Genomic DNA, 20,450 nt, shown 5'->3' with positions numbered 1-20,450 from the left:
GATCAGTTCTGTCGATAGTCCTCCAGCGCCGCGACGAACTCCGCGAGGTCACGCCGGTGCGACGCCGCGGGCCAGACCGCCCACGTCCGCCGGACGATCGGGGTGCCGGCGAGGGGCACCCACCGCACCGTGTCCGGCAGCGGGTACGGCCACTGGGGCGGCGCGAACGCATACGCCCCACCCGAGTTGACCGCCGGGATCTTCAGCTCGACGATCAGCCGCCGCTCCTCCGGCACCTCCGGCCCGACGTCGAGGCCGTGACTGCGCAGGATCGCCGCCAGCTCGTCGTACCACGCCGGGCTGCCCGCGCGGGCGAACGCGAACCACTCCAGCCCGGCCAGGTCCTCCAGCCGGACCGGCGAGCCCAGCCTCTCCGCCACGTCCGCGGCCAGCAGGACGCCGACGTCCTCCGCCACCACGAGCACCGCGTCGAGGTCGGACCCCGGCGGGCGCTCGCGCACCAGCCCGACGTCCAGCTCGCCCGCCCGCAGCGCGACCACCTGCGCCACCGACGACAGGTGCCGCGCCTGCACCCGCGTGTCCGGGTACGCCGCCGCCAGCCGCGCGAGCGCCGAGGGCAGCAGTTCCGGTGGCAGTTCCAGGGGGACGCCGACGCGCAACACCCCGGTCGTGGTGTGCCGGGCCAGCGCGGCGAGGGCCTGGTCGTGCCGGGCCAGCACCGCGCGGGACTCGCTCAGCAGCGTCGCCCCGGCTTCGGTGGTCTGCACGCCGGTGCTCGTGCGGACCAGCAGCTGGAGGCCGAGCCGCCGTTCCAGCGAAGTGATCGTCTGGGACAGCGCCGGCTGGCTGACGTGCAGCTGCCGCGCCGCCTTCGACATCGCCCCGGCTTCGACCACCGCGACGAACGCCCGCATCTCCCGGATCTCCATCAGCGACCCCACCGGATCGGCAGCGACTTCAGGCCGTTCTGGAAGTTCGACCGCAGCCGGACCGGCTCGCCGGCGAGCTCGACGAAACCCAGCAGGTCCAAGACCGCGCCGAACATCGCCCGCATTTGCACCCGCGCCAGGTGCGCGCCGAGGCAGAAGTGCGGGCCGTGGCCGAAGGTGAGGTGGTCGTTCGGCGTGCGCCCGATGTCGAACGTGTCCGGCGAAGCGAAGACGGCCGGATCGCGGTTGGCCGACGAGAACCACACCACGACCTTGTCCCCGGCGCCGATGTCCACATCGGACAGCCGAACGCCGGAAACCGCGGTGCGCCGGAAGTGCATGACCGGCGTCCACCACCGGAGCATCTCCTCGACCGCCGACGGCAGCAGCGACCGGTCCGCCAGCAGCCGCCGGTATTCCGCGGGGTGCGAGAGCAGCGCGAGCATCCCGCCGGGCAGCCCGTTGCGCAGGGTTTCGTTGCCCGCCACGGAAAACAGCCAGAACAGGTTCTCGAACTCGGCGAGCGAGACGCGCTCGCCGTCGTCGCCCACGTGCCGCATCAGGGTGCTCATGACGTCGTCACCTGGGTGCGAGCGCTTGTGCTCGCCGAGCGCGTTCGCGTACGCGTAGAGGTCCGGCATGCCCGCGCGCGTCCGCGGATCCGGCATCGACCCCTCCGGCCCCGGCGACGGGCGGACGGCGAGCGCGGCCCGCGCCAGCTCGCTCACCTCGGCGGCGGAAACCGTGGAGCTGACCGCGTATTCGGCGTCCTGGTAGCCGATCACGCGGTTGCTCCAGTCGTACATCAGCCGCCGGTCCTGCTCCGGCACGCCGAACACCCCGGCCAGGGTGATCAGCGGCAGATCCGCCGCCACCGCGGCGAAGTCGCACTCGCCGTCACCGGCCACCGCCGCGACGAGGTCGCGCGCCCACGTCTCGATCTGCGACGTCAGTTTCGCGATCGCCCGCGGGGTGAACGCCTTGGTCAGCAGCCCGCGCAGCCTGCCGTGCTCCGGCGGGTCCATGTTCAGCATCATCTTGCGCACGTACGCGAGGTCGGCCGCGTCGCGGATCTGCGTCCCGCCGAGCTGGGACGAAAACACGCCGGGGTCGCGCAGCACCCGCCGTACCTCGGCGTGCCCGAGCACGGCCCAGAAGTCGTCCACGCGCACCACCGGGCCGGCGCGCCGCAGCCGCGCCAGCTCGTCGTACGGGACCCCTCGCACGTAGGTGTCCGGATCGGTGATCGCCACGCCGCCGACCCTAGCCGCGGCCACCGACAATTTGGCAGGCTGCGCGGATGGACACCCTGAACATGCGCACCGGCGGCGAAGGCGAACCGGCCGTCGTCCTGCTGCACGGCCTGGGCGCGACCGGCGCCGTGTGGGCCCACTTCACCCCGCCGCTCGCCCGCCGCGTCCTGGTGCCCGACCTGCCCGGCCACGGCCCGTCCGCACCCTTGCCGCACTACAGCTTCCAGACGCTCACCGCCGCCGTCGCCCGCGCGCTGCCGGGAACGGGACCGTTCCTCGTCGCCGGCCATTCGCTCGGTGGGGTGCTGGCGCTGGAACTGGCGTCCGGGAAGTACGACGTCGAGGTCGCGGGCGTGCTGGCGCTCGGGGTGAAGGTCGAGTGGAGCCAGGACGACCTCGGGCGCGCGGCGAGCTTCGCGGCCAAGCCGGCGCGGGTGTTCGAGACGCGGGAAGACGCCGAACAGGCGTACCTGAAGGTGTCCGGGCTGCTCGGCATCGCGCCCGCGGACCCGGCCGGGCTTCGCGAGACCGAGGGAGGTTGGCGCCTCGCGATGGACCCGGCCGCGTTCGGCGTCGGCGCACCGGACATGCCGGCGCTGCTCGCCGCGGCGCGGTGCCCGGTCGTGCTGGCGGCGGGCGAGCACGACCCCATGAGCCGTCCGGAGCAGCTGCGCGCGCTGGACCCGGACGCGGTCACCCTCGCCGGCCTCGGGCACAACGCCCACGTCGAGGACCCAGCCGCCGTTCGCGCCCTGCTGGCGCGCTTCGGCGTCTGAATGGCTCGTGGTGCAGCCGTCGTACCCCACGCGACGGCTGCTCCGCGAACCCCTCGTCACCACCGGACGGAGAAAGCCTAGGAACTCGTGGTGGACGAGCGCCTGTACTGCCGCGTCACGCCGCGGTCACGGTCCGTACCTGCGGAAACGGTTATCTTCGCCGTTCGGTGGTACAGGTGGGGAGGCACGATCGTGATGCTTGAGCGGTACGTTCCGTTCGGGCACGCAGGGAGAGGACGCCTGTGGAGGAAGGCCGGTCGTTCGCCGGATGGCTTCGTGAGCGCCGCGTGCTCGCCGGGCTCACCCAGGCCCAGCTCGCCGAGCGCGCCGGACTGAGCCTGCGCGCGGTCCGCAACGCCGAGCTCGGCAGCGTGCGGCGGCCGCGCCCGGAGACCGAACGGCGGTTGCGCGAGGTGCTCGCCGAGGCCCCGCCGGAGCCGGTGCGGATCGGCGTCCTCGGCCCGCTGACCGTGTCGCGGGGCGACGAGCCGGTCGAGATCGGCGCGGAGAAGCAGCGCCTGATCCTCGCGCTGCTGGCCCTGCAGCCGAACCGGACCGTCCGGCGAGAGGACCTCGTCGACGTCGTCTGGGACGAGCCGCCGCCGTCGTGCCTGGACCTGCTCCACACCTACGTCGCCCGGCTGCGGCGGGCGCTGCGGCCCGCCGACCTGATCGCCACCGACAAGGGCGGCTACCGGCTCTCGGTCGGGGAAAGCGAGCTCGACCTGCTGGAGTTCGAGGCCCTCATCGCACGGGACGCCCCCGGCGAAGCCCTCGAACTCTGGCGCGGCCCGGCGCTCGCCGACGTCGGGCGGCTGCGCCAGCACCCCGCCCGGCTCGGGCTCGCGATGCGGCGCGCCAAGGCCGTGATGGCCTACGCCGGCGTCGCGGACCCCGAGGACGCGGCAGTGCACCTGCGGGTGCTGACCGCCGAGGAGCCGCTGAACGAGTCCGCGCACGCCCGGCTGATGCTGGTGCTCGCCGCGTCCGGGCGCCAGGCCGCCGCGCTGGACGTCTTCGAGGACGTGCGCCGCCGGCTCGCCGACGAGCTGGGCATCGAACCCGGTCCGGAGCTGCGTGCCGCCCACCACCAGGTGCTGCGGCAGGACTTCGCCGGCCCGGAACCCCCGGCCCGCGTCCCGGCGCAGCTGCCCGCCGACGTCCCCGGCTTCCGCGGCCGCGCGGCCCAGCTGGCCGAGCTGGACGAGCTGCTGCACCGCGAAGACGGCGACACCGGCGCGCGCATCGCCGTCCTGTCCGGCACCGGCGGGGTCGGCAAGACGGCGCTCGCCGTGCACTGGGCGCAGCGTTCCCCCGCCGAGTTCCCCGACGGGCAGCTCTACCTCGACCTGCACGGCTACGGCACGGTCCGGCCGGTGGAGCCGGGCGACGCGCTGTCCGGGTTCCTGCGCGCGCTCGGCGTCCCCGGCACCGACATCCCGACCGAGCCGGACGAGCGCGCGGCCAAGTTCCGCACCGCGCTCGCCGGCCGCCGGATGCTGCTGGTGCTGGACAACGCGGGCTCGGTCGGCCAGGTCCGCCCGCTGCTGCCCGGTTCGCCGTCGTGCCTGGTGCTGGTGACCAGCCGCGACGCGCTGCCCGGGCTGGTCGCCCGGCACGGCGCCCGCCGGGTGCTCGTCGACCTGCTCACCGACGACGAAGCCCGCGACCTCCTGCGCGCGCTGCTCGGCCCGCGCGTCGACGAAGAACCCGAGGCCACGGCGGCGCTGATCGGGTACTCGGCCCGGCTGCCGCTGGCCCTGCGGCTGGTCGCCGAGCTGGCGCTGAGCCGGGAGGGGGAGCGGCTCGCCGCGCTCGCGGCGGAGCTGGCCGACGAACGGCGGCGGCTCGACCTGCTCGACGGCGGCGGCGACCCGCTGACCGCCGTCCGCGCGGTGTTTTCGTGGTCCTACCGGCACCTGCCCGCCGACGCCGCGCGCGTGTTCCGGCTCTGCGGCCTGCACCCGGGCCGCGACCTGACCCCGGTCGCGATCGCCGCGCTCGCCGACGTCCCCCTGCCCGAAGCCGAGCGGCTGACCGGGGTGCTGGTGCGCGCCCACCTTGCGCAGCAGACCGGCGACGACCGCGTCCAGCTGCACGACCTGCTGCGCGTCTACGCCGCCGAGCTCGCGGCCGCCGAGCCCGACGAGAGCCGTGCGGCCCAGGAACGGCTGTTCGACTGCTACGTCCGCTCCGCCGCGCAGGCCATGGACGTCGTCCTGCCGCAGGAACGGCACCTGCGGCCGGTGGTGCCGGACCCCGACGTCAAGGTGATCGAGGCGCAGGCGTGGCTGGAGGCCGAGCGGCGCAACCTGCTCGCCGTCGCCGCCCACGCGACCCGGCACGGGTGGGCCGACCACCTGCGCCTGCTGTCCGGGATCCTCTGGCACTACCTCGACGTCGGCGGCTACCACGAAGAAGCGCTGGTGCTGCACACGCACGCGTCGGCGCTGGCCCACGACGCCGGCGACCGCGCCGCCGAAGCCGAACCGCTGACCCTGATCGCGCTCGGCCACTGGCGCGTCGGCCGGTCGCGGGAAGCGCGGCGGTATCTGGAAGAAGCGCTCGTCCTCGTCCGCGAAACGGGTGACCGGCGGACCGAAATCCACGTCCTCAACACCCTCGGCCTGGTCTGCCGCGCGCTCGGCCGGTTTGCCGAGGCGATCACCTACTCGACGGAAGCACTGGCCGTGGCCCGGAAAACGGGCGACCGGACCAGCGAAGGCCTGGTCCTGATCGTGCTCGGCTGCTCCTGCCGCGGCATCGGCCGGTACGCGGAAGCGGCGGGGTACCACCGCGAGGCACTGGCCCTCGCGCGCGAAACCGCCGACCGCACCAGCGAGGGCTACGCGCTGGTGAACCTCGGCGACGCGTTGTCGGCGCAGGGCGAACACGACGAAGCCGCGCAGGCGCTGGAAGAAGGTCTCGAGCACTTCCGGGCGATGGGCGTGCGGGTGAGCGAGGGGTACGCGCTCGGCATCCTCGGCGACGTCGAGCACGCGCGCGGCCGGTACGCCGAGGCCGCCGACCACCTCGAACGGGCCATGGAAATCGCCCGCGAGACGGGCAGCCCGACCAACCGCGGGGTCGCCTTGAAGCACCTCGGCGACGTCCGGCTGGCGCAGGGGCGGCCGGTGGAAGCGGCCCGGCACCTCGAAGAAGCACTGGGCCTGGCCCGGGAATGCGGCGATCGGGGCGTCGAATCCCGCGTGCTCAACAGCCTGGGCGCGGTGGCGGCCGCGCGCGGTGCGACGTCGGACGCACTCGCCTACCACCGCGAAGCCCTGGCGGCGGCGAAGAAAACCGGGTGCGGTCCCGAACAGGGCCGCGCCCACTGCGGACTCGGCGAAGTCCACTGTGGACTCGGCGACGCGGTCGCCGCGCGCGAGCACTGGGAACGCGCGCTGGCCTGCTACGCCGGGGAGCGCGTGCCCGGCGCGATCCGCGTCCGCAACCACCTGGCCGCCTTGGACCGCGCCGCCGGGTAGCGGGGTTCGAGGGCGGCGAGGTCGCTTTCCAGCCGCTCGCGGTCCCGGTCCACGAAGTTCGTGCTGCCCGCGAGCCGCCGGGTGGTCACGAGGCCCTCGCGGTGGCCTTGAAGAACGTGTAGTGGAAGGTCCCGTCCTCGGTCCGGTGCAGGTCCGCGACGCCGCGGGCCCAGCCGTCCGCGGTGGCGAGCCCGCGCGCGACGGCCGCTTCGCCGACGCCCTCGACCATCGCGGTGAAGGTGTCGCGGGTGAACCCGGTGACGAGGGCGGGCCGGGACGCGTCGGCGTAGACGGTCCGCGGCTCGACCACGACGTCGTCGAAGCCGGCGCCGTCGAGCAGCGGGTACAGGCGCCGCCCGATGAGCGCGTCACCGCCGGCTTCGGCCTGGAGGCGGACGAGGCCGTCGATCGCGGCCTGGGCGGGCTCACTGCGCGGGTGGAAGAACGCCGAGCCGTGGTCGCCTTCGATCACGGTGATCGTGCCGCCCGGCCGCAGCAGCGTCTTCAGGTGGGTGAGGGCCTTTTCCGGCTCCGGCAGGTGTTCCAGCACGAAGCAGACGAACAGGTGGTCGTACTCGCCGTCGAGGTCGAACAGGTCGGCCCGCCGGAAGTCCACGCCCGGGACCTTGGCGCGGGCCTGGGCCAGCGACTCTTCGGAGATGTCGACCGCGGTCAGGCGCGCGCCGGGGCTGCGCGCCGCGAGGTGGCCGGTCTGGGCGCCGACGCCGCAGCCGACCTCGAGCACGCGGCTGCCGGCCGGGAACGCCGTCCCGGCGTGCAGGAGTCCGGCGAGGGTGTCGGCCTGGTCGCCGAGGCGGCGGGCTTCGGGAGCGGCGTACCCGTGCACGTAAGTGGTGTCCATGAGCCCAGCGTGCTGCGACAATGGACTGGTGGACAGAGCCAAAGCAGGTCCTTCGGAGGGGTCCATAGGGTCGGACTTCCTCCAGCTCGACGTCCGCGAGGCCCCGCCGGGCGGGCTCGCGGACTGGCTGGCCGGGCAGCTGCGCGCCGCGGTCGCGGACGGCAGGCTCCCGGTCGGCGGCCGGCTGCCCGCGTCCCGGGTGCTGGCGGCCGAACTGCGCGTGTCGCGGGGCGTCGTCACCGAGGCCTACCAGCGGCTCATCGACGACGGCCACGCCGCGGGCCGCGGCCGCGCGGGCACGGTCGTGGTCGCCGCCCCGGTGCTGCCCCCGGAGCCCGCGCCCGCGCGCGTGCCGTCGAAGGTGATCACGCCGTTGCCCGGTGTCGAGGTCTTCGACGCGATCCGCGCGATCCCGGCCCGCATCGACCTGACGCCCGGCGTCCCGGACCTGACGGCGTTCCCGCGCGCGGCGTGGCTGCGTGCGGAGCGGGCGGTGCTGGACGAGCTGGAGCCGTCCCACTTCGGCTACGGCGACCCGCGCGGCGCGCCGTCGATGCGGCTGGCGGTGTCGCGCTGGCTGGCGCGCAACCGCGGGATCCGCGTCGATCCGGGCGAGATCATCGTGGTGGCCGGGGTGGCGCAGGCGCTGACGCTGCTGGGGGAGGTGCTGCGCGAGCACGGGATTTCCGAGATCGCCGTGGAGGACCCGGGATCGCTGGGCGCGCGCCAGCACCTGCACCACTGCGGCCTGGCGACCCCGCCGGTCCCGGTGGACGACGACGGCGTCCGCGTCGCCGCGTTGCACGCTCCGGCGGTGCTGCTGACGCCCGCCCACCAGTTCCCGATGGGCGTGGTCCTGGGCGGCGAGCGCCGCCGTGAGCTGATGCGCTGGGTGTCCGGCGGCGGCATCGTCATCGAGGACGACTACGACGCCGAGCACCGCTACGACCGCGCGCCGGTGCCCGCGGTGCGGTCGATGGTGCCGGAGGTCTGCTACACGGGGAGCGTGTCGAAGCTGCTGGCGCCCGCGCTGCGGGTGGGCTGGCTGCTGGCGCCGCCCCGGTTCCGGGACGACCTGGTGGCGGCGAAGCGGTTCGCGGACCTGGGCAACGCGGTGCTGGCCCAGCTGGTGCTGGCCCGGCTGATGGAGACGGGCGAGCTGGAGCGGCAGCTGCGGGTGGTGCGGGCCCGCCACCGGCGCCGCCGCGACGCGATGATCCGTGCGGTTTCGGCGTCGTTGCCGGCCGCGCGGGTGCACGGTGCGGCGGCCGGCCTGCACCTGACGATCACGTTCGACGGCGAGGTGGACGACGTCGCGGTGGCGGCGGCCGCGCTGGCGGAGGGGGTGAAGGTGCAGCCGCTGTCCTGGCACCGCCAGCGTCACGGGCGGCCGGGCCTGGTGCTGGGGTACGCGGCCCGGACGGCGTCGGAGATCGACGAAGGGGTCGCGGTGCTGGGCCGCCTGGTAAAGGATCCACAAAGGACAGTCAAGCGACTGTGATCATGCTCTCCCACGCGTTTTGCTCACTTGGTTGCCATACGCAAGCAACTTGCTTAGCCTAGCTAAGGGACTTGCGAGCAGAAGGGTTGCACAGTGGCGGAACGCCGGACGTATTCGATCGCGGAACTGGGGCCGCGGTACAAGTGGATCGCGCTGTCCAACACGACGCTGGGCATGCTGATCGCCACGATCAACTCCTCGATCGTGCTGATCGCGCTGCCCGACATCTTCAAGGGCATCGGCATCAACCCCCTGGAGCCGGCCAACACCAGCTACCTGCTGTGGATGATCATGGGGTTCCTCGTGGTCACCGCGGTGCTGGTGGTGAGCTTCGGCAGGCTGGGGGACATGTACGGCCGCGCGAGGATGTACAACCTCGGCTTCGCCGTCTTCACCGTTTCTTCCATCATGCTGGCCATCACGTGGTTCGGCGGTGACGCGGCCGCGTTGTGGCTGATCGGCTGGCGGATCGTGCAGGGCGTCGGCGGCGCCTTCCTGATGGCGAACTCTTCGGCGATCCTCACCGACGCCTTCCCGGCCAACCAGCGCGGCCTCGCGCTCGGCATGAACGGCGTCGCGGCCATCGCCGGGTCGTTCCTCGGACTGGTCGTCGGCGGGGTGCTCGCGCCGGTCGACTGGAACCTGATCTTCCTCGTCTCGGTGCCGTTCGGCGTGATCGGCACGGTCTGGGCGTACCTCAAGCTGCACGACACCGGCGTCCGCAAGCACGCGCGGATGGACTGGTGGGGCAACATCACCTTCGCCGTCGGCCTGATCGCGGTGCTGGTCGGCATCACCTACGGCATCCAGCCCTACGGCACGTCGCAGACCGGCTGGACCAGCCCGATGGTGCTGAGCTGCCTGATCGGCGGCGTCGCGGTGCTGATCGCGTTCGTGGCCATCGAAATGAAGGTCGACAACCCGCTGTTCCGCCTGTCGCTGTTCAAGATCCGCTCGTTCACCTGGGGCAACATCGCCAACCTGACGGCGTCGCTCGGCCGCGGCGGGCTCCAGTTCATCCTGATCATCTGGCTGCAGGGCATCTGGCTGCCGCAGCACGGCTACACGTTCGAGCAGACGCCGTTGTGGGCGGGCATCTACATGCTCCCGATGACGGTCGGCTTCCTCGTGGCCGCCCCGACGTCGGGCATCCTCGCCGACCGGATCGGCAGCAGGCTGCTCGCGTCCACCGGGCTGCTCATCACGGCGATCACGTTCCTCCTGCTGATCATCCTGCCGGTGAACTTCGACTACTGGGCGTTCGCGGCAATCCTGCTGATCAACGGCATCGGCATGGGCATGTTCTCCTCGCCCAACCGCGCCGAGGTGATGAACAGCCTCCCGGCCGACGCGCGCGGCTCGGGCGCGGGCATGATGACGACCTTCCAGAACGCGGCGATGGTCCTGTCGATCGGCTTCTTCTTCAGCCTGATCATCTCGGGCCTCTCGAGCAGCCTCCCGACGACGATGCACGACGGCCTGGTCGCCCACGGCGTCCCGGACGCGGCGGCGTCCCAGGTGGCGAACCTCCCGGCGGTGGCGGTGCTGTTCGCGGCGTTCCTGGGCTACAACCCGATCCAGCAGCTCCTGGGCGGCCAGCTGGCGTCGCTCCCGCCGGACCAGGCGTCGTTCCTGACCGGCCGCAGCTTCTTCCCGAACCTGATCTCGGGCCCGTTCCAGTCGGGCCTGGCGGTGGCGTTCGGCTTCGCGATCGTGGTCTGCCTGATCGGCGCGGTGGCGTCGCTGCTGACGAAGGACGCCCGCCCGAAGGACCGCGAATCGGTGGGCGAGGAGCTGGCGGCGGTCGCCGGGGAAGCCGGCGGCGGGCCGAGCGAACTGGTGTCGCCTTCGCGCGAACGCTGAGCAGCGCACGGGAACGGGCCGGGTGGCACCGTCATGGTGGTGCCCGGCCTGTTTCCGTTTCCCTGCCAAGAAGACAACGGGGGTGGCCGGACGTCGTACGCGTGGGACGCCTCAGGCTTCACAGCTTCGTGTCAAAAACCACGATGAAGTCATCTCGGCTTTGTCCGGCCGGCTTGCCGAGGCTTTCGCGAATCGCAATTGGTCGCATTTCGACAGTTGTGTCAATGTCGTGGGCGAATTCCCGTCGCGAAGTCTACCTGCCGGTCCTGATCGAGGCGCTCGACCTGGCGCGCACGGAGCCGCAGGTGTACGCCCTGGACATGGCGGTGAACGCCCTCGACGCGCTGCTGCACATCGACACGCCGGAATCCCGTGCGGTGCTGGCGGCCGCGGTCGACGACGACCGCGAAGCGGTCCGTGAACTCGCCCGGGAGGTGGCGGAGCGGCCCGAAGACTTCTGGTGACCTACCGGCCGAGCGTGGCCCGCTGGATCTTCACCGGCTTCGCCGGTGCCCCGTCCAGCGGCCCGTTCGGGTCGGTCGGGATGATGCCGTCCGCCACCATCCGATCGATCGCCGACATCCCGCGCACCACAGTCCCCAGCACCGAGTAATTCGCCGGGATGTTCGCGAACGAATGCACGATGAAGAACTCCGACCCGTTCGTCCCCGGCCCCTGGTTCCCCATCGCCACGGTCCCGCGCGGGTAGGTCTCGGCACCCGAAACCTCGTCCGGGAACTTGTACCCCGGCCCGCCCTTCTCGACCTCGTAGATGTCCCCGCACTGGAGCACACCCAACCGCGAAGAGTTCGAAAGCCGCCAGCACTGGGACCGGTCGTAGAACCGCTGCAGAATCAGCGAAACCATGTTGTGCACCGCGCAAGGCGCCGCCCCGCCGCGGTTCAGCCGCACCGTCACCGGCCCGTAGTTGAACCGGAAGGTCACGTCCACGGTTCCGCGCGTCAACGCGAACGGCAACGGACGCACCACCGGACGGGCGGCCGGGTTCTCAGGCGTCGGCGTGAACTCGCACCGGGTGACCACCGGCGCAGCCGAAGCCGAACCCGGTGCCACCAGCAGCGCACCCAGAACACCGACGAGAGCCAAACCCCAGCGCAGCTTCATGGCCGGAGACGTTAGCGAAAAACGGACTACTTGCGCCAGGCCGTGCGCTGCTTGCGGATGTCCAGGACGAGCAGCAGGATCAGGAACAGCGACAGGCCCACGAGCCACACGTTCTCGGTGTTGTTCTCGTGGTTGCCCTTGATCATCACGAGCAGGATGATCGCGCTCAGCCAGCCGGCGATGCGGGTGGCCTTCGGGAACGAACCGTGCCAGCCCCAGGCCGCGGACGGCTCGTCGCGGGGGTCGACCTCGGGCCGCCTCTTCTCGACCGCCTTGCCTGCCACGATGAACTCCTCAAGACCCGTGAACCTCGTACCCGCCGATGATCCCACACCTCCGGGTGCGCCGCGGACACGGCCCGCGTGGCGCCGGACACCCGGCACCGCCGCGATCGGAGCACCGCCGGGTACGTCGCGCCGCCGCGAGAGGTGCGATCGGCGCCGCGGAACCTTCGAGCACACGGCCCCGGCGCCCGCCCAGGTCCGCGCCACCGAACCTCCGGGTGCGCCGCGGACACGGCCCGCGCGACAATGACCCGCGATGACTACCTCGCGAAGCGTTCTCGTGCTCGGCTCGACCGGGTCCATCGGTGTGCAGGCCCTCGACGTCGCGGCCCGCAACCCGCACCTGTTCCGGGTGGCCGGGATCGCCGCGGGCGGGGCCGACCCGGCCGCGCTCGCCGCGCAGGCGCTCGCCCACGGGGTCGAAGCCGTCGCCGTGACGAAGGCCACGGCCGCCGAAGACGTGCAGCTCGCGCTGTACGCCGAGGCGCAGAAGCGCGGCTACGCCCAGGGGGACTTCAAGCTGCCCCGGCTCTTCGCGGGCTCCGACGCCGTCACCGAGCTGATCGACGCCGTCGAGGTCGACACCGTCCTCAACGCCCTGCCCGGATCCCGCGGCCTCGAGCCCACGCTCAAAGCGCTCGCCACCGGCGCCACCCTCGCGCTCGCGAACAAGGAGTCATTGATCGCCGGCGGGCCGCTGGTGCTCGCCGCGGCCAAGCCGGGGCAGCTGGTGCCCGTCGACTCCGAGCACTCCGCCATCGCGCAGGCCTTGCGCGCCGGACGCGCGGAAGAGGTCGCGCGGCTGGTGCTCACCGCCTCCGGGGGGCCCTTCCGCGGCCGCAAGCGGGCCGAGCTGGCCGGGGTCACCGTCGAGCAGGCGATGGCGCACCCGACGTGGTCCATGGGCCCGCTGATCACCATCAACTCCGCCACCCTGGTCAACAAGGGGCTCGAGCTGATCGAGGCGGCGCTGCTGTTCGGCATCGCGCCCGAAAACATCGACGTCACCGTGCACCCGCAGTCGATCGTGCACTCGATGGTGACCTTCACCGACGGCTCGACGATCGCCCAGGCCAGCCCGCCCGACATGCGGCTGCCGATCGCGCTCGCGCTGCACTGGCCGGACCGGGTTCCCGGCGCCGCACCCGCGTGCACCTGGGACAAGGCCGCGACCTGGACGTTCGAGCCGCTGGACGACGAGGCCTTCCCGGCCGTCGAGCTGGCCCGGCACTGCGGCACCGTCGGCGGCTGCCTGCCCGCCGTCTACAACGCCGCGAACGAGGAGCTCGTCTCCGCTTTCCTGGCGCAGAACACCAGCTTCACGTCGATAGTGGACACTGTTTCCGAGGTGGTGGGAGCCGCCGACGAATGGCGTCGCGAGCCACGCGACGTCGAGGACGTTCTCGCCGCCGAGCGCTGGGCTCGCGCGCGGGCCGGTTCGATCATCGAGGGGAAGTAGCGCGTGTCCTACATCATCGGCGTCGTGCTGTTCGCGCTGGGGATCTGCGTCTCGGTCGCGCTGCACGAGGCCGGGCACATGCTGACCGCGAAGGCCTTCGGCATGAAGGTCCGCCGGTACTTCGTGGGCTTCGGGCCCACGGTCTTCTCCTGGCGCCGCGGCGAGACGGAGTACGGCCTGAAGTGGATCCCGCTCGGCGGGTTCTGCGACATCGCCGGCATGACCGCGCTCGACGAGGTCACCCCGGACGAGGCGCCGCGCGCGATGTGGCGGTTCAAGACGTGGAAGCGCACCGTCGTGATGTCGGCCGGGTCGATCACCCACTTCATCCTCGGCTTCGTGGTGCTCTACCTGATGGCCGTGACGATGGGCCTGCCGAACCTGAAGCCGGCCGAGCCGGTGCTGTCGGCGACGTCGTGCGCCCAGTCGATCACGACGGAAGAGCAGGCCAAGGCGCAGGCGAAGAACCCCACCTGCGCCGCGGACGCGCTGACCCCGGCGAAGACGGCCGGGCTGCTGCCGGGCGACAAGGTGCTGTCCGTCGGCGGCAAGCCGGTCCCGACCTGGGACGAGATGCTCGCCACCGTGCAGGCCACCAGCGGCCCGACCGTGTTCGAGGTGCAGCGCGGCGAGCAGCGGCTTTCGCTCACCGTCGACGTGCCGAAGGTGCAGCGCTGGACCAGCGACGGCGTCAAGCAGGTGGGCATGATCGGCGCCTCGCCGCAGGAGCCGCCCAAGACCATCCAGCACGGCCCGGTCGCCGCGGTCGGCGCCACGTTCGGCTTCACCGGCACGATGTTCGCCGAGACGGCCCAGCGGCTCGTCGAGTTCCCCGAGCGCATCCCCGCCGTCGTCACCGCGATCTTCGGCGGCGAGCGCGACCCGAACACCCCCGTCAGCGTCGTCGGCGCGAGCCGGATCGGCGGCGAGGCCGTCGAGCGCGGCATCTGGGTGCTGTTCTTCTTCCTGCTGGCCAGCCTGAACTTCTTCATCGGCGTGTTCAACCTGCTGCCGCTGCTGCCGCTCGACGGCGGGCACATCGCGGTGGTCTGGTACGAGCGCGTCCGCGACTGGATCCGCGCCCGGCGGGGCAAGGCGGCCGGCGGGCCCGTCGACTACACGCGGTTGTCCGGGATCACGATGGTCCTGGTGCTCATCGGCGGCGCGGTGACGCTACTCACGGTGACAGCGGACATCGTCAACCCGATTCGGATCGGGCAATAGCCGCCACGGAGGGGTTGCGGCCCCTCCCTGGCGGCTCGCACCGCCCGTAATGCTGCTCACCGTGACGGCTGACATGGTGAAGGTGGCCCGGTCGGGGTAGGTACGCTGGAAACCGTGACCGTCGCACTCGGTATGCCCGCCCTGCCCCCGCCCGTCCTCTCCGAGCGCCGCAAGACCCGCCAGCTCCAGGTGGGCCCGGTCGGCGTCGGCAGCGACTTCCCGATCTCCGTCCAGTCGATGACGACGACGCTCACCTCCGACGTCAACGCGACGCTGCAGCAGATCGCCGAGCTGACCGCCGCGGGCTGCGACATCGTCCGCGTCGCGTGCCCGTCGGCCGACGACGCCGAGGCGCTGCCCGCGATCGCGCGCAAGTCGCAGATCCCGGTGATCGCCGACATCCACTTCCAGCCGAAGTACGTCTTCGCGGCGATCGAGGCCGGCTGCGCCGCGGTGCGCGTGAACCCGGGCAACATCCGGAAGTTCGACGACCAGGTCAAGGAAATCGCGCAGGCCGCGAAGGACCACGGCACGCCGATCCGGATCGGCGTCAACGCCGGCTCGCTCGACAAGCGGATCATGGACAAGTACGGCAAGGCGACGCCGGAAGCGCTGGCGGAGTCGGCGCTGTGGGAGGCGTCGCTGTTCGCCGAGCACGACTTCCACGACATCAAGATCTCGGTGAAGCACAACGACCCGGTGGTCATGGTGCGCGCCTACGAGATCCTCGCCGAGCAGTGCGACTACCCGCTGCACCTCGGCGTCACCGAGGCCGGGCCGGCGTTCCAGGGCACCATCAAGTCGGCCGTCGCGTTCGGCGCGCTGCTGCGCCAGGGCATCGGCGACACCATCCGCGTCTCGCTGTCCGCGCCGCCGGTCGAAGAGGTCAAGGTCGGCATCCAGATCCTGCAGTCGCTGAACCTCAAGCAGCGCAAGCTGGAGATCGTGTCCTGCCCGTCGTGCGGGCGCGCGCAGGTGGACGTCTACACGCTCGCCGAGCAGGTCACCGCCGGGCTCGAGGGCATGGAGATCCCGCTGCGCGTGGCCGTCATGGGCTGCGTCGTCAACGGCCCGGGCGAGGCCCGCGAGGCCGACCTCGGGGTGGCATCGGGCAACGGCAAGGGCCAGATCTTCGTCAAGGGCGAGGTCATCAAGACCGTGCCGGAGCACGCGATCGTCGAGACGCTCATCGAAGAGGCCATGCGCATCGCCGAAGAGGCGGGCGAGGGCCTGGGCGAGGGCGCGCCGGTGGTCACCGCCGGCTAGTCGTTCTTCCGTCGAAGCCCTCCTCACCTGCGGGGTGAGGAGGGCTTCGACGCGTTTTCAGCCCTGCAGGTGGTGCTGAGCGGCGTCCCGGATCTGCAGGCGGACGTTCTCGAGCGAGGCGGCGACCTCGTCGATCTGCTGCGCGGCGAGCTGGATGGCGCCCTGGATCGCGGTCGCGGTCGACGTCTCCCCGAGCAGGCCGAGCACCTGGGCCTGCAGGTCTTCGAGGTCGCTCTTGGTCGCGAGCGCGATGCCGGTCGGCACCTGGTCGGCGAGCAGCTCCAGTTGCTGCGCCTGCTCTTGGATCGTCATCGGGGGTTCCTTCCGCGGTGGGGGACGCCCCTCCGTGTTATCAGACCCGGAACTGTCGGTGGTGACGTTTACGCTGGCATTCGTGAGCGTGACCTGGGCTGTTCGCGGGCCGCACCCGGTGGTGCGGCCCCTGGTCACGCGCTATGTCGGGTACGCGCAGGACGAGGTGACGCTGCCGGTCCACCGCGGTCTGCCGTCCCGGCACGTGACGCTGGTCATCAGCCTCGCCGGGCCGGTCCGGATGGCCGGGCGCAGCCTGCGGGCGCTGGTCGGCGGGCTGCACACGAGCGCGGTGCTGATCCGGCAGGACCGCGTGCAGGAGGGGCTGCAGCTGGAGCTCGACCCGCTGGGCGTGCGCACGCTCTTCGGCGTCACGGCGGCGGAGCTGAGCGGCGAGGTGGCCGACCTCGCGTGCTTCGGCCTCGGCTCGCTGCCGGACCGGCTGCGGGAGCTGCCCACGTGGCCGGAGCGGTTCGCGCTGCTCGACGACGTCCTGGCCGCCCGGGCCGTCGAGCCGGTGGCGCCGCCGCCCGAGGTGGGGGAGGCGTGGCGCCGGCTGCGGGGTTCGGGCGGGCGGGTGCGCGTCGCGGATCTCGCCGGCGAGGTCGGCTGGAGCCGCCGTCACCTGGGGGAGCGGTTCCGCGCGGAGCTGGGCTTGGCGCCGAAGCAGGCGGCGCGGGTCCTGCGGTTCGAGCGCGCCGGGCGGCTGCTGCGTGCGGGCCGCGCGAACCTGGCGGAGCTGGCGGTGGAGTGCGGCTACTACGACCAGGCGCACCTGACCAACGAGTGGCGCGCGCTGGCCGGGTGCACGCCGGGCACGTGGATCGCCGAGGAGCTCCCGTTCCTCCAAGACCAGGAGGGAGCCGCCGGGCAAGACTCGCGAGCATGACTCCTGAACCGAACGTCTGGCCCGCCCTCCGCTACGACGACGCCCCGGCCGCGGTCCGGTTCCTCGTCGACGTCCTGGGCTTCACCGAGGCGCTGGTGGTGCCCGACGGCGACCTGATCGCGCACGCCGAGCTGCGCTGGCCCGAGGGCGGCGCGGTGATGCTGGGCAGCGTCCGCCCGCCGGACGGCGTCCACGACGCCATGAAGCCGGGGACGGGCGCGGTGTACGTGGTGTCGGACCGGGTCGACGAGATCCACGCCCGGGTGAAGGCCGCGGGCGCGGAGATCACGGCCGGACTGACCGACACCGAGTACGGCTCGCACACGTTCAGCCTCCGCGACCCGGAGGGCAACGCCTGGACGATCGGCACCTACCGCGGCGCACCCTGAACGACGTGAATGACGCCTTCACGTCGTCCGGCGCCCTGGATGGGTCATTCACGACGCCGGGCCACGTTCGGGACGCGAACCGGCTGTTCATCTCAGCGTGTCGACGGCCTCGCGTTCCGTTTACCGGCCGAATCTGGCACCCTGGAGCCGTGTTGCGGCTTGCAGGTGCACGGCTGCTCGATGATCGGGACTATCCGGCGGTCCGTGCCGCGCTCGCCGCCGACCCGGTGGGCAGCTGCATGGTCAGCGCCCGGGTCGAGGCTGCCGGTCTCGACCCGTGGCGGCTCGGTGGTGAGCTTTGGGCCGCCGACAGCCGTCCGGTTCGTGCCGGGCGGCTCCAAGGGCTGTGTTTCTCCGGGCCGAACCTCATCCCGCTGCGCGGCAACGCGCCCGCGTTGCGGTCCTTCGCCGACCGCGCGCTTCGCAGACAGCGCACCTGCTCGTCCCTCGTCGGCCCGGCCGAGCAGGTCCTCGGGCTCTGGGCCGAGCTCGAAGACGAGTGGGGCCCGGCCCGCGAAGTCCGCGACGACCAGCCGCTGATGGCCCTCGACAGCACGCCGCTCGTGGCCGCCGACCCGCTGGTCCGCCCGGTGCGGCCGGACGAGCTCGAGCGCTACCTGCCCGCGGCCGTGGCGATGTTCATCGAGGAGGTCGGCGTCGACCCCCGCAGCGGGGACGGCGGCGCCAGCTACCGCGCCCGCGTCACCGAGCTGATCGGCGCCGGGCGCGCGTTCGCCCGGTTCGAGCACGGCGAAGTCGTCTTCAAAGCCGAGATCGGCGCCATGTCGGCGACCGTCGGGCAGATCCAGGGCGTCTGGGTCCACCCGGAACGCCGGGGCAGCGGGCTCGGCACCGCCGGCACGGCCGCCGTGGTCAACCGGCTCGTCCGCGGCCTGGGCCGCACCGCGAGCCTCTACGTCAACGCGTTCAACACCCCCGCCCTCGCGGCCTACCGCAAGATCGGGTTCGAGCAGGTCGGCCAGTACGCGACGGTGCTGTTCTAGTCACTCTTCCGTGGCCGCGTTTCAGCCCGGGAGACCGCTGCTGACCAGGCATTATCCCGCCATGAGTGCACGTCGACACCGCGGTGCGCTCGCGGTGCTGCTGCTCGCCGCCGCGACCACGGCCGGGTGCTCGGGCGACAGTCCCGAGGACGCCCTGTCCGCCTTCCTGGACGCCGTCGCGTCCGGGGACGTCGCCGCCGCCGCGGCGAACACCGACTCGCCCGAAGCGGCGAAAACCGTGCTGAGCCAGGTCCGCGGCGTGCTCGACCCGGAGTCCCTCGACGTCGACGACGAAGAGGTGAAGCAGCCGGACGGCGACGTCGTCACCGCCGGCTACCAGCTCACCTGGCACCTGCCGCACGGCCGCAGCTGGTCCTACCGCGCCGACGCGCAGCTGCGCGCGTCCGAGAACGGCTGGCAGGTGCACTGGCAGCCGACCGTCGTGCACCCGCAGCTCGCCGTCGGCCAGACCCTCGGCGTGCTGCCCCAGCTGCCGGAGACGGCGCCGGTGCTCGACCGCGACGGCGTGCCGCTGATGCGGCCGCAGACCGTGATCGGCGTGGTCGTCGACCCGCAGAAGGCCGGTAACGCGAGTGCCGTCGCCGGGTCGCTCGCCAAGGCGCTGCACCGGTACGAGCCGTCGGTCACCGGCCGGTCGGTGCTGGACGGGATGAGCAAGACCAAGCCCGGCGACGCCTACCCGGTGATCAGCCTGCGCGCCGGCGACTACCAGCGGGTCAAGCCGGTGATCTACGACCTGCCCGGCGTCCGCTTCGCCAGCCAGGAGCGGCTGCTGCCGGTGACCCGCGGGTCGGGGCAGCAGGTCCTGCCGGGCATCCGCGCGCTGGTCGAGCAGGAGCTGGCCGGGGCGGCGGGCTGGCGGATCGTCACCCGGGACGTCACCGGCGGCGAGTCGGCCGAGCTCAAGGCCGAGCCGCCGCGGCCCGCGCCCGCCGTGACCAGCACCCTCAGCGCGCGGCTCCAGGCCGCCGCCGAGAAGGCTCTCGAAACCGAGGAGTACCCGGCCGCGCTGGTGGCGATCCAGCCCTCGAGCGGCGACATCCTCGCCGTGGCGCAGAACGGCGCCGCCGACGACGAAGGCTCGCTGGCCCTGTCCGGGCGCTACCCGCCGGGGTCGACGTTCAAGATCGTCACGGCGGCGGCCGCGCTGTCGACCGGGGACGTCGACGCGGGCAGCCCGGTCGACTGCCCCGGCACCACGACGATCGAAAACCGCGTCGTGCCGAACGAAGGCCGCTTCGACCTGGGCCGGGTCCCGCTGAAGACGGCGTTCGCGCGGTCCTGCAACACGACCTTCGCCCGGCTCGCCGCGGGCCTCCCGGCCTCGGCGCTCACCGACACCGCCCGTTCGTTCGGGCTCGGCGCCGACTTCGTGGTCCCCGGCCTGACCACGGTCACCGGCGCCGTCCCGGCCAGCGACTCGGCCGTCCAGCGCGCCGAAAACGGCTTCGGCCAGGGCACGGTGGTCACCAGCCCGTTCGGACTGGCCCTGGTCGCGGCGACCGTGCAGGCCGGTCACGTGCCGACGCCGTCGCTGGTGAAGGGGATGCCGGCGAGCACGAAGAACGTCGGCGACGCGCCGTCGGACGAGGTGCTCGGGGCGCTGCGCGGGATGATGCGCGAGGTCGTCACGGCGGGGACGGCGACCGGGCTGCGGGACATCCCCGACGTCGCGGGCAAGACCGGCACCGCCCAGTTCGGCGACGGCTCCCGCTCGCACGGCTGGTTCGTCGGTTACCGCGGCGACCTGGCGTTCGCCGTGCTGCTGACCGAGGCCGGCTCGTCGAAACCGGCGGTGCAGGCGGCCCACCGGTTCCTGGCGGGGGTCGGCTGAGCGGGCCGTC

The 20,450-nt window shown here is 72.5% G+C and carries 18 protein-coding genes; 12 read left to right on the top strand and 6 right to left on the bottom strand.

From position 1 onward, the window contains the following. Positions 1-2: 2 nt before the first annotated feature. Positions 3-890, bottom strand: coding sequence for a LysR family transcriptional regulator (locus SD460_RS39900; RefSeq protein WP_290056866.1), 888 nt, complete (start codon positions 888-890; stop codon positions 3-5). After that, the gene (locus tag SD460_RS39895; protein WP_318307520.1) at positions 890-2,143 is read right to left on the bottom strand and encodes a cytochrome P450; all 1,254 of its coding nucleotides are present in this window, start codon (positions 2,141-2,143) and stop codon (positions 890-892) included. Before SD460_RS39895 ends, SD460_RS39900 begins: the two co-directional genes overlap by 1 nt. 47 nt (positions 2,144-2,190) lie before the next feature. Here SD460_RS39895 and SD460_RS39890 point away from each other — a divergent pair, with 47 nt between their 5' ends. After that, complete coding sequence (locus SD460_RS39890; protein ID WP_290056868.1) at positions 2,191-2,919, top strand: alpha/beta fold hydrolase; 729 nt, start codon at positions 2,191-2,193, stop codon at positions 2,917-2,919. A 242-nt stretch (positions 2,920-3,161) separates the two neighbouring features. Further along, positions 3,162-6,407, top strand: a complete 3,246-nt coding sequence (locus tag SD460_RS39885) for a tetratricopeptide repeat protein (RefSeq protein ID WP_290056869.1) — start codon at positions 3,162-3,164, stop codon at positions 6,405-6,407. A gap of 85 nt (positions 6,408-6,492) precedes the next feature. On the opposite strand, the gene SD460_RS39880 is transcribed toward SD460_RS39885, so the two are convergent. After that, the gene (locus SD460_RS39880; protein WP_290056870.1) at positions 6,493-7,269 is read right to left on the bottom strand and encodes a class I SAM-dependent methyltransferase; all 777 of its coding nucleotides are present in this window, start codon (positions 7,267-7,269) and stop codon (positions 6,493-6,495) included. A 28-nt stretch (positions 7,270-7,297) separates the two neighbouring features. Between SD460_RS39880 and pdxR the strand changes: the two genes are divergently transcribed. The 3 genes from pdxR (at position 7,298) to SD460_RS39865 (ending at position 11,097) form a co-directional block, all read left to right on the top strand. After that, positions 7,298-8,770 carry a MocR-like pyridoxine biosynthesis transcription factor PdxR gene (pdxR, locus tag SD460_RS39875; RefSeq protein ID WP_318307519.1) on the top strand — a complete coding sequence of 491 codons (1,473 nt, stop codon included), beginning with the start codon at positions 7,298-7,300 and terminating at the stop codon, positions 8,768-8,770. Between the two features lie 93 nt (positions 8,771-8,863). Next, positions 8,864-10,633: an MFS transporter gene (locus tag SD460_RS39870; RefSeq protein ID WP_290059019.1), complete on the top strand. Its 1,770-nt coding sequence runs from the start codon at positions 8,864-8,866 to the stop codon at positions 10,631-10,633. 224 nt (positions 10,634-10,857) lie between these two features. Next, complete coding sequence (locus SD460_RS39865; RefSeq protein ID WP_290059020.1) at positions 10,858-11,097, top strand: hypothetical protein; 240 nt, start codon at positions 10,858-10,860, stop codon at positions 11,095-11,097. A 1-nt stretch (position 11,098) separates the two neighbouring features. Here SD460_RS39865 and SD460_RS39860 read toward each other — a convergent pair whose 3' ends face one another. Together SD460_RS39860 and SD460_RS39855 are read right to left on the bottom strand one after the other, a co-directional pair. Beyond that, positions 11,099-11,758 (bottom strand): peptidylprolyl isomerase, encoded by a 660-nt coding sequence (locus SD460_RS39860; protein WP_290059021.1) that lies wholly within the window; start codon positions 11,756-11,758, stop codon positions 11,099-11,101. Positions 11,759-11,784: 26 nt separating this feature from the next. Next, a complete protein-coding gene (locus tag SD460_RS39855; protein ID WP_290059022.1) occupies positions 11,785-12,042 on the bottom strand; it encodes a DUF2631 domain-containing protein in 258 nt (85 codons plus the stop codon). A 256-nt stretch (positions 12,043-12,298) separates the two neighbouring features. Between SD460_RS39855 and dxr the strand changes: the two genes are divergently transcribed. The 3 genes from dxr to ispG all read left to right on the top strand — a co-directional run bounded on the left by dxr (position 12,299) and on the right by ispG (position 15,991). Then, positions 12,299-13,501, top strand: a complete 1,203-nt coding sequence (dxr, locus tag SD460_RS39850; RefSeq protein ID WP_290059023.1) for a 1-deoxy-D-xylulose-5-phosphate reductoisomerase — start codon at positions 12,299-12,301, stop codon at positions 13,499-13,501. 3 nt (positions 13,502-13,504) lie between these two features. Beyond that, positions 13,505-14,725 carry a M50 family metallopeptidase gene (locus SD460_RS39845; RefSeq protein WP_318307518.1) on the top strand — a complete coding sequence of 407 codons (1,221 nt, stop codon included), beginning with the start codon at positions 13,505-13,507 and terminating at the stop codon, positions 14,723-14,725. A gap of 114 nt (positions 14,726-14,839) precedes the next feature. Beyond that, positions 14,840-15,991: a flavodoxin-dependent (E)-4-hydroxy-3-methylbut-2-enyl-diphosphate synthase gene (ispG, locus tag SD460_RS39840; RefSeq protein WP_290059025.1), complete on the top strand. Its 1,152-nt coding sequence runs from the start codon at positions 14,840-14,842 to the stop codon at positions 15,989-15,991. A gap of 57 nt (positions 15,992-16,048) precedes the next feature. Here the strand turns inward: ispG and SD460_RS39835 are convergent, their stop codons facing one another. Next, positions 16,049-16,303, bottom strand: coding sequence for a hypothetical protein (locus tag SD460_RS39835; protein ID WP_290059026.1), 255 nt, complete (start codon positions 16,301-16,303; stop codon positions 16,049-16,051). Between the two features lie 82 nt (positions 16,304-16,385). Here SD460_RS39835 and SD460_RS39830 point away from each other — a divergent pair, with 82 nt between their 5' ends. The 4 genes from SD460_RS39830 (at position 16,386) to SD460_RS39815 (ending at position 20,440) form a co-directional block, all read left to right on the top strand. Then, positions 16,386-17,192 (top strand): helix-turn-helix domain-containing protein, encoded by an 807-nt coding sequence (locus SD460_RS39830; protein ID WP_290059027.1) that lies wholly within the window; start codon positions 16,386-16,388, stop codon positions 17,190-17,192. After that, positions 17,189-17,581 carry a VOC family protein gene (locus tag SD460_RS39825; protein WP_290059028.1) on the top strand — a complete coding sequence of 131 codons (393 nt, stop codon included), beginning with the start codon at positions 17,189-17,191 and terminating at the stop codon, positions 17,579-17,581. The genes SD460_RS39830 and SD460_RS39825 overlap by 4 nt, the downstream gene beginning before the upstream one ends. 149 nt (positions 17,582-17,730) lie before the next feature. Next, positions 17,731-18,585, top strand: a complete 855-nt coding sequence (locus SD460_RS39820; RefSeq protein WP_290059029.1) for a GNAT family N-acetyltransferase — start codon at positions 17,731-17,733, stop codon at positions 18,583-18,585. Between the two features lie 61 nt (positions 18,586-18,646). Then, complete coding sequence (locus SD460_RS39815) at positions 18,647-20,440, top strand: penicillin-binding transpeptidase domain-containing protein (protein ID WP_318307517.1); 1,794 nt, start codon at positions 18,647-18,649, stop codon at positions 20,438-20,440. The last annotated feature ends 10 nt before the right edge of the window (positions 20,441-20,450 follow it).

The sequence above is a fragment of the Amycolatopsis solani genome (assembly GCF_033441515.1).
Classification (GTDB): domain Bacteria; phylum Actinomycetota; class Actinomycetes; order Mycobacteriales; family Pseudonocardiaceae; genus Amycolatopsis; species Amycolatopsis solani.
This window is presented reverse-complemented; position numbering and strand designations above follow the sequence as displayed.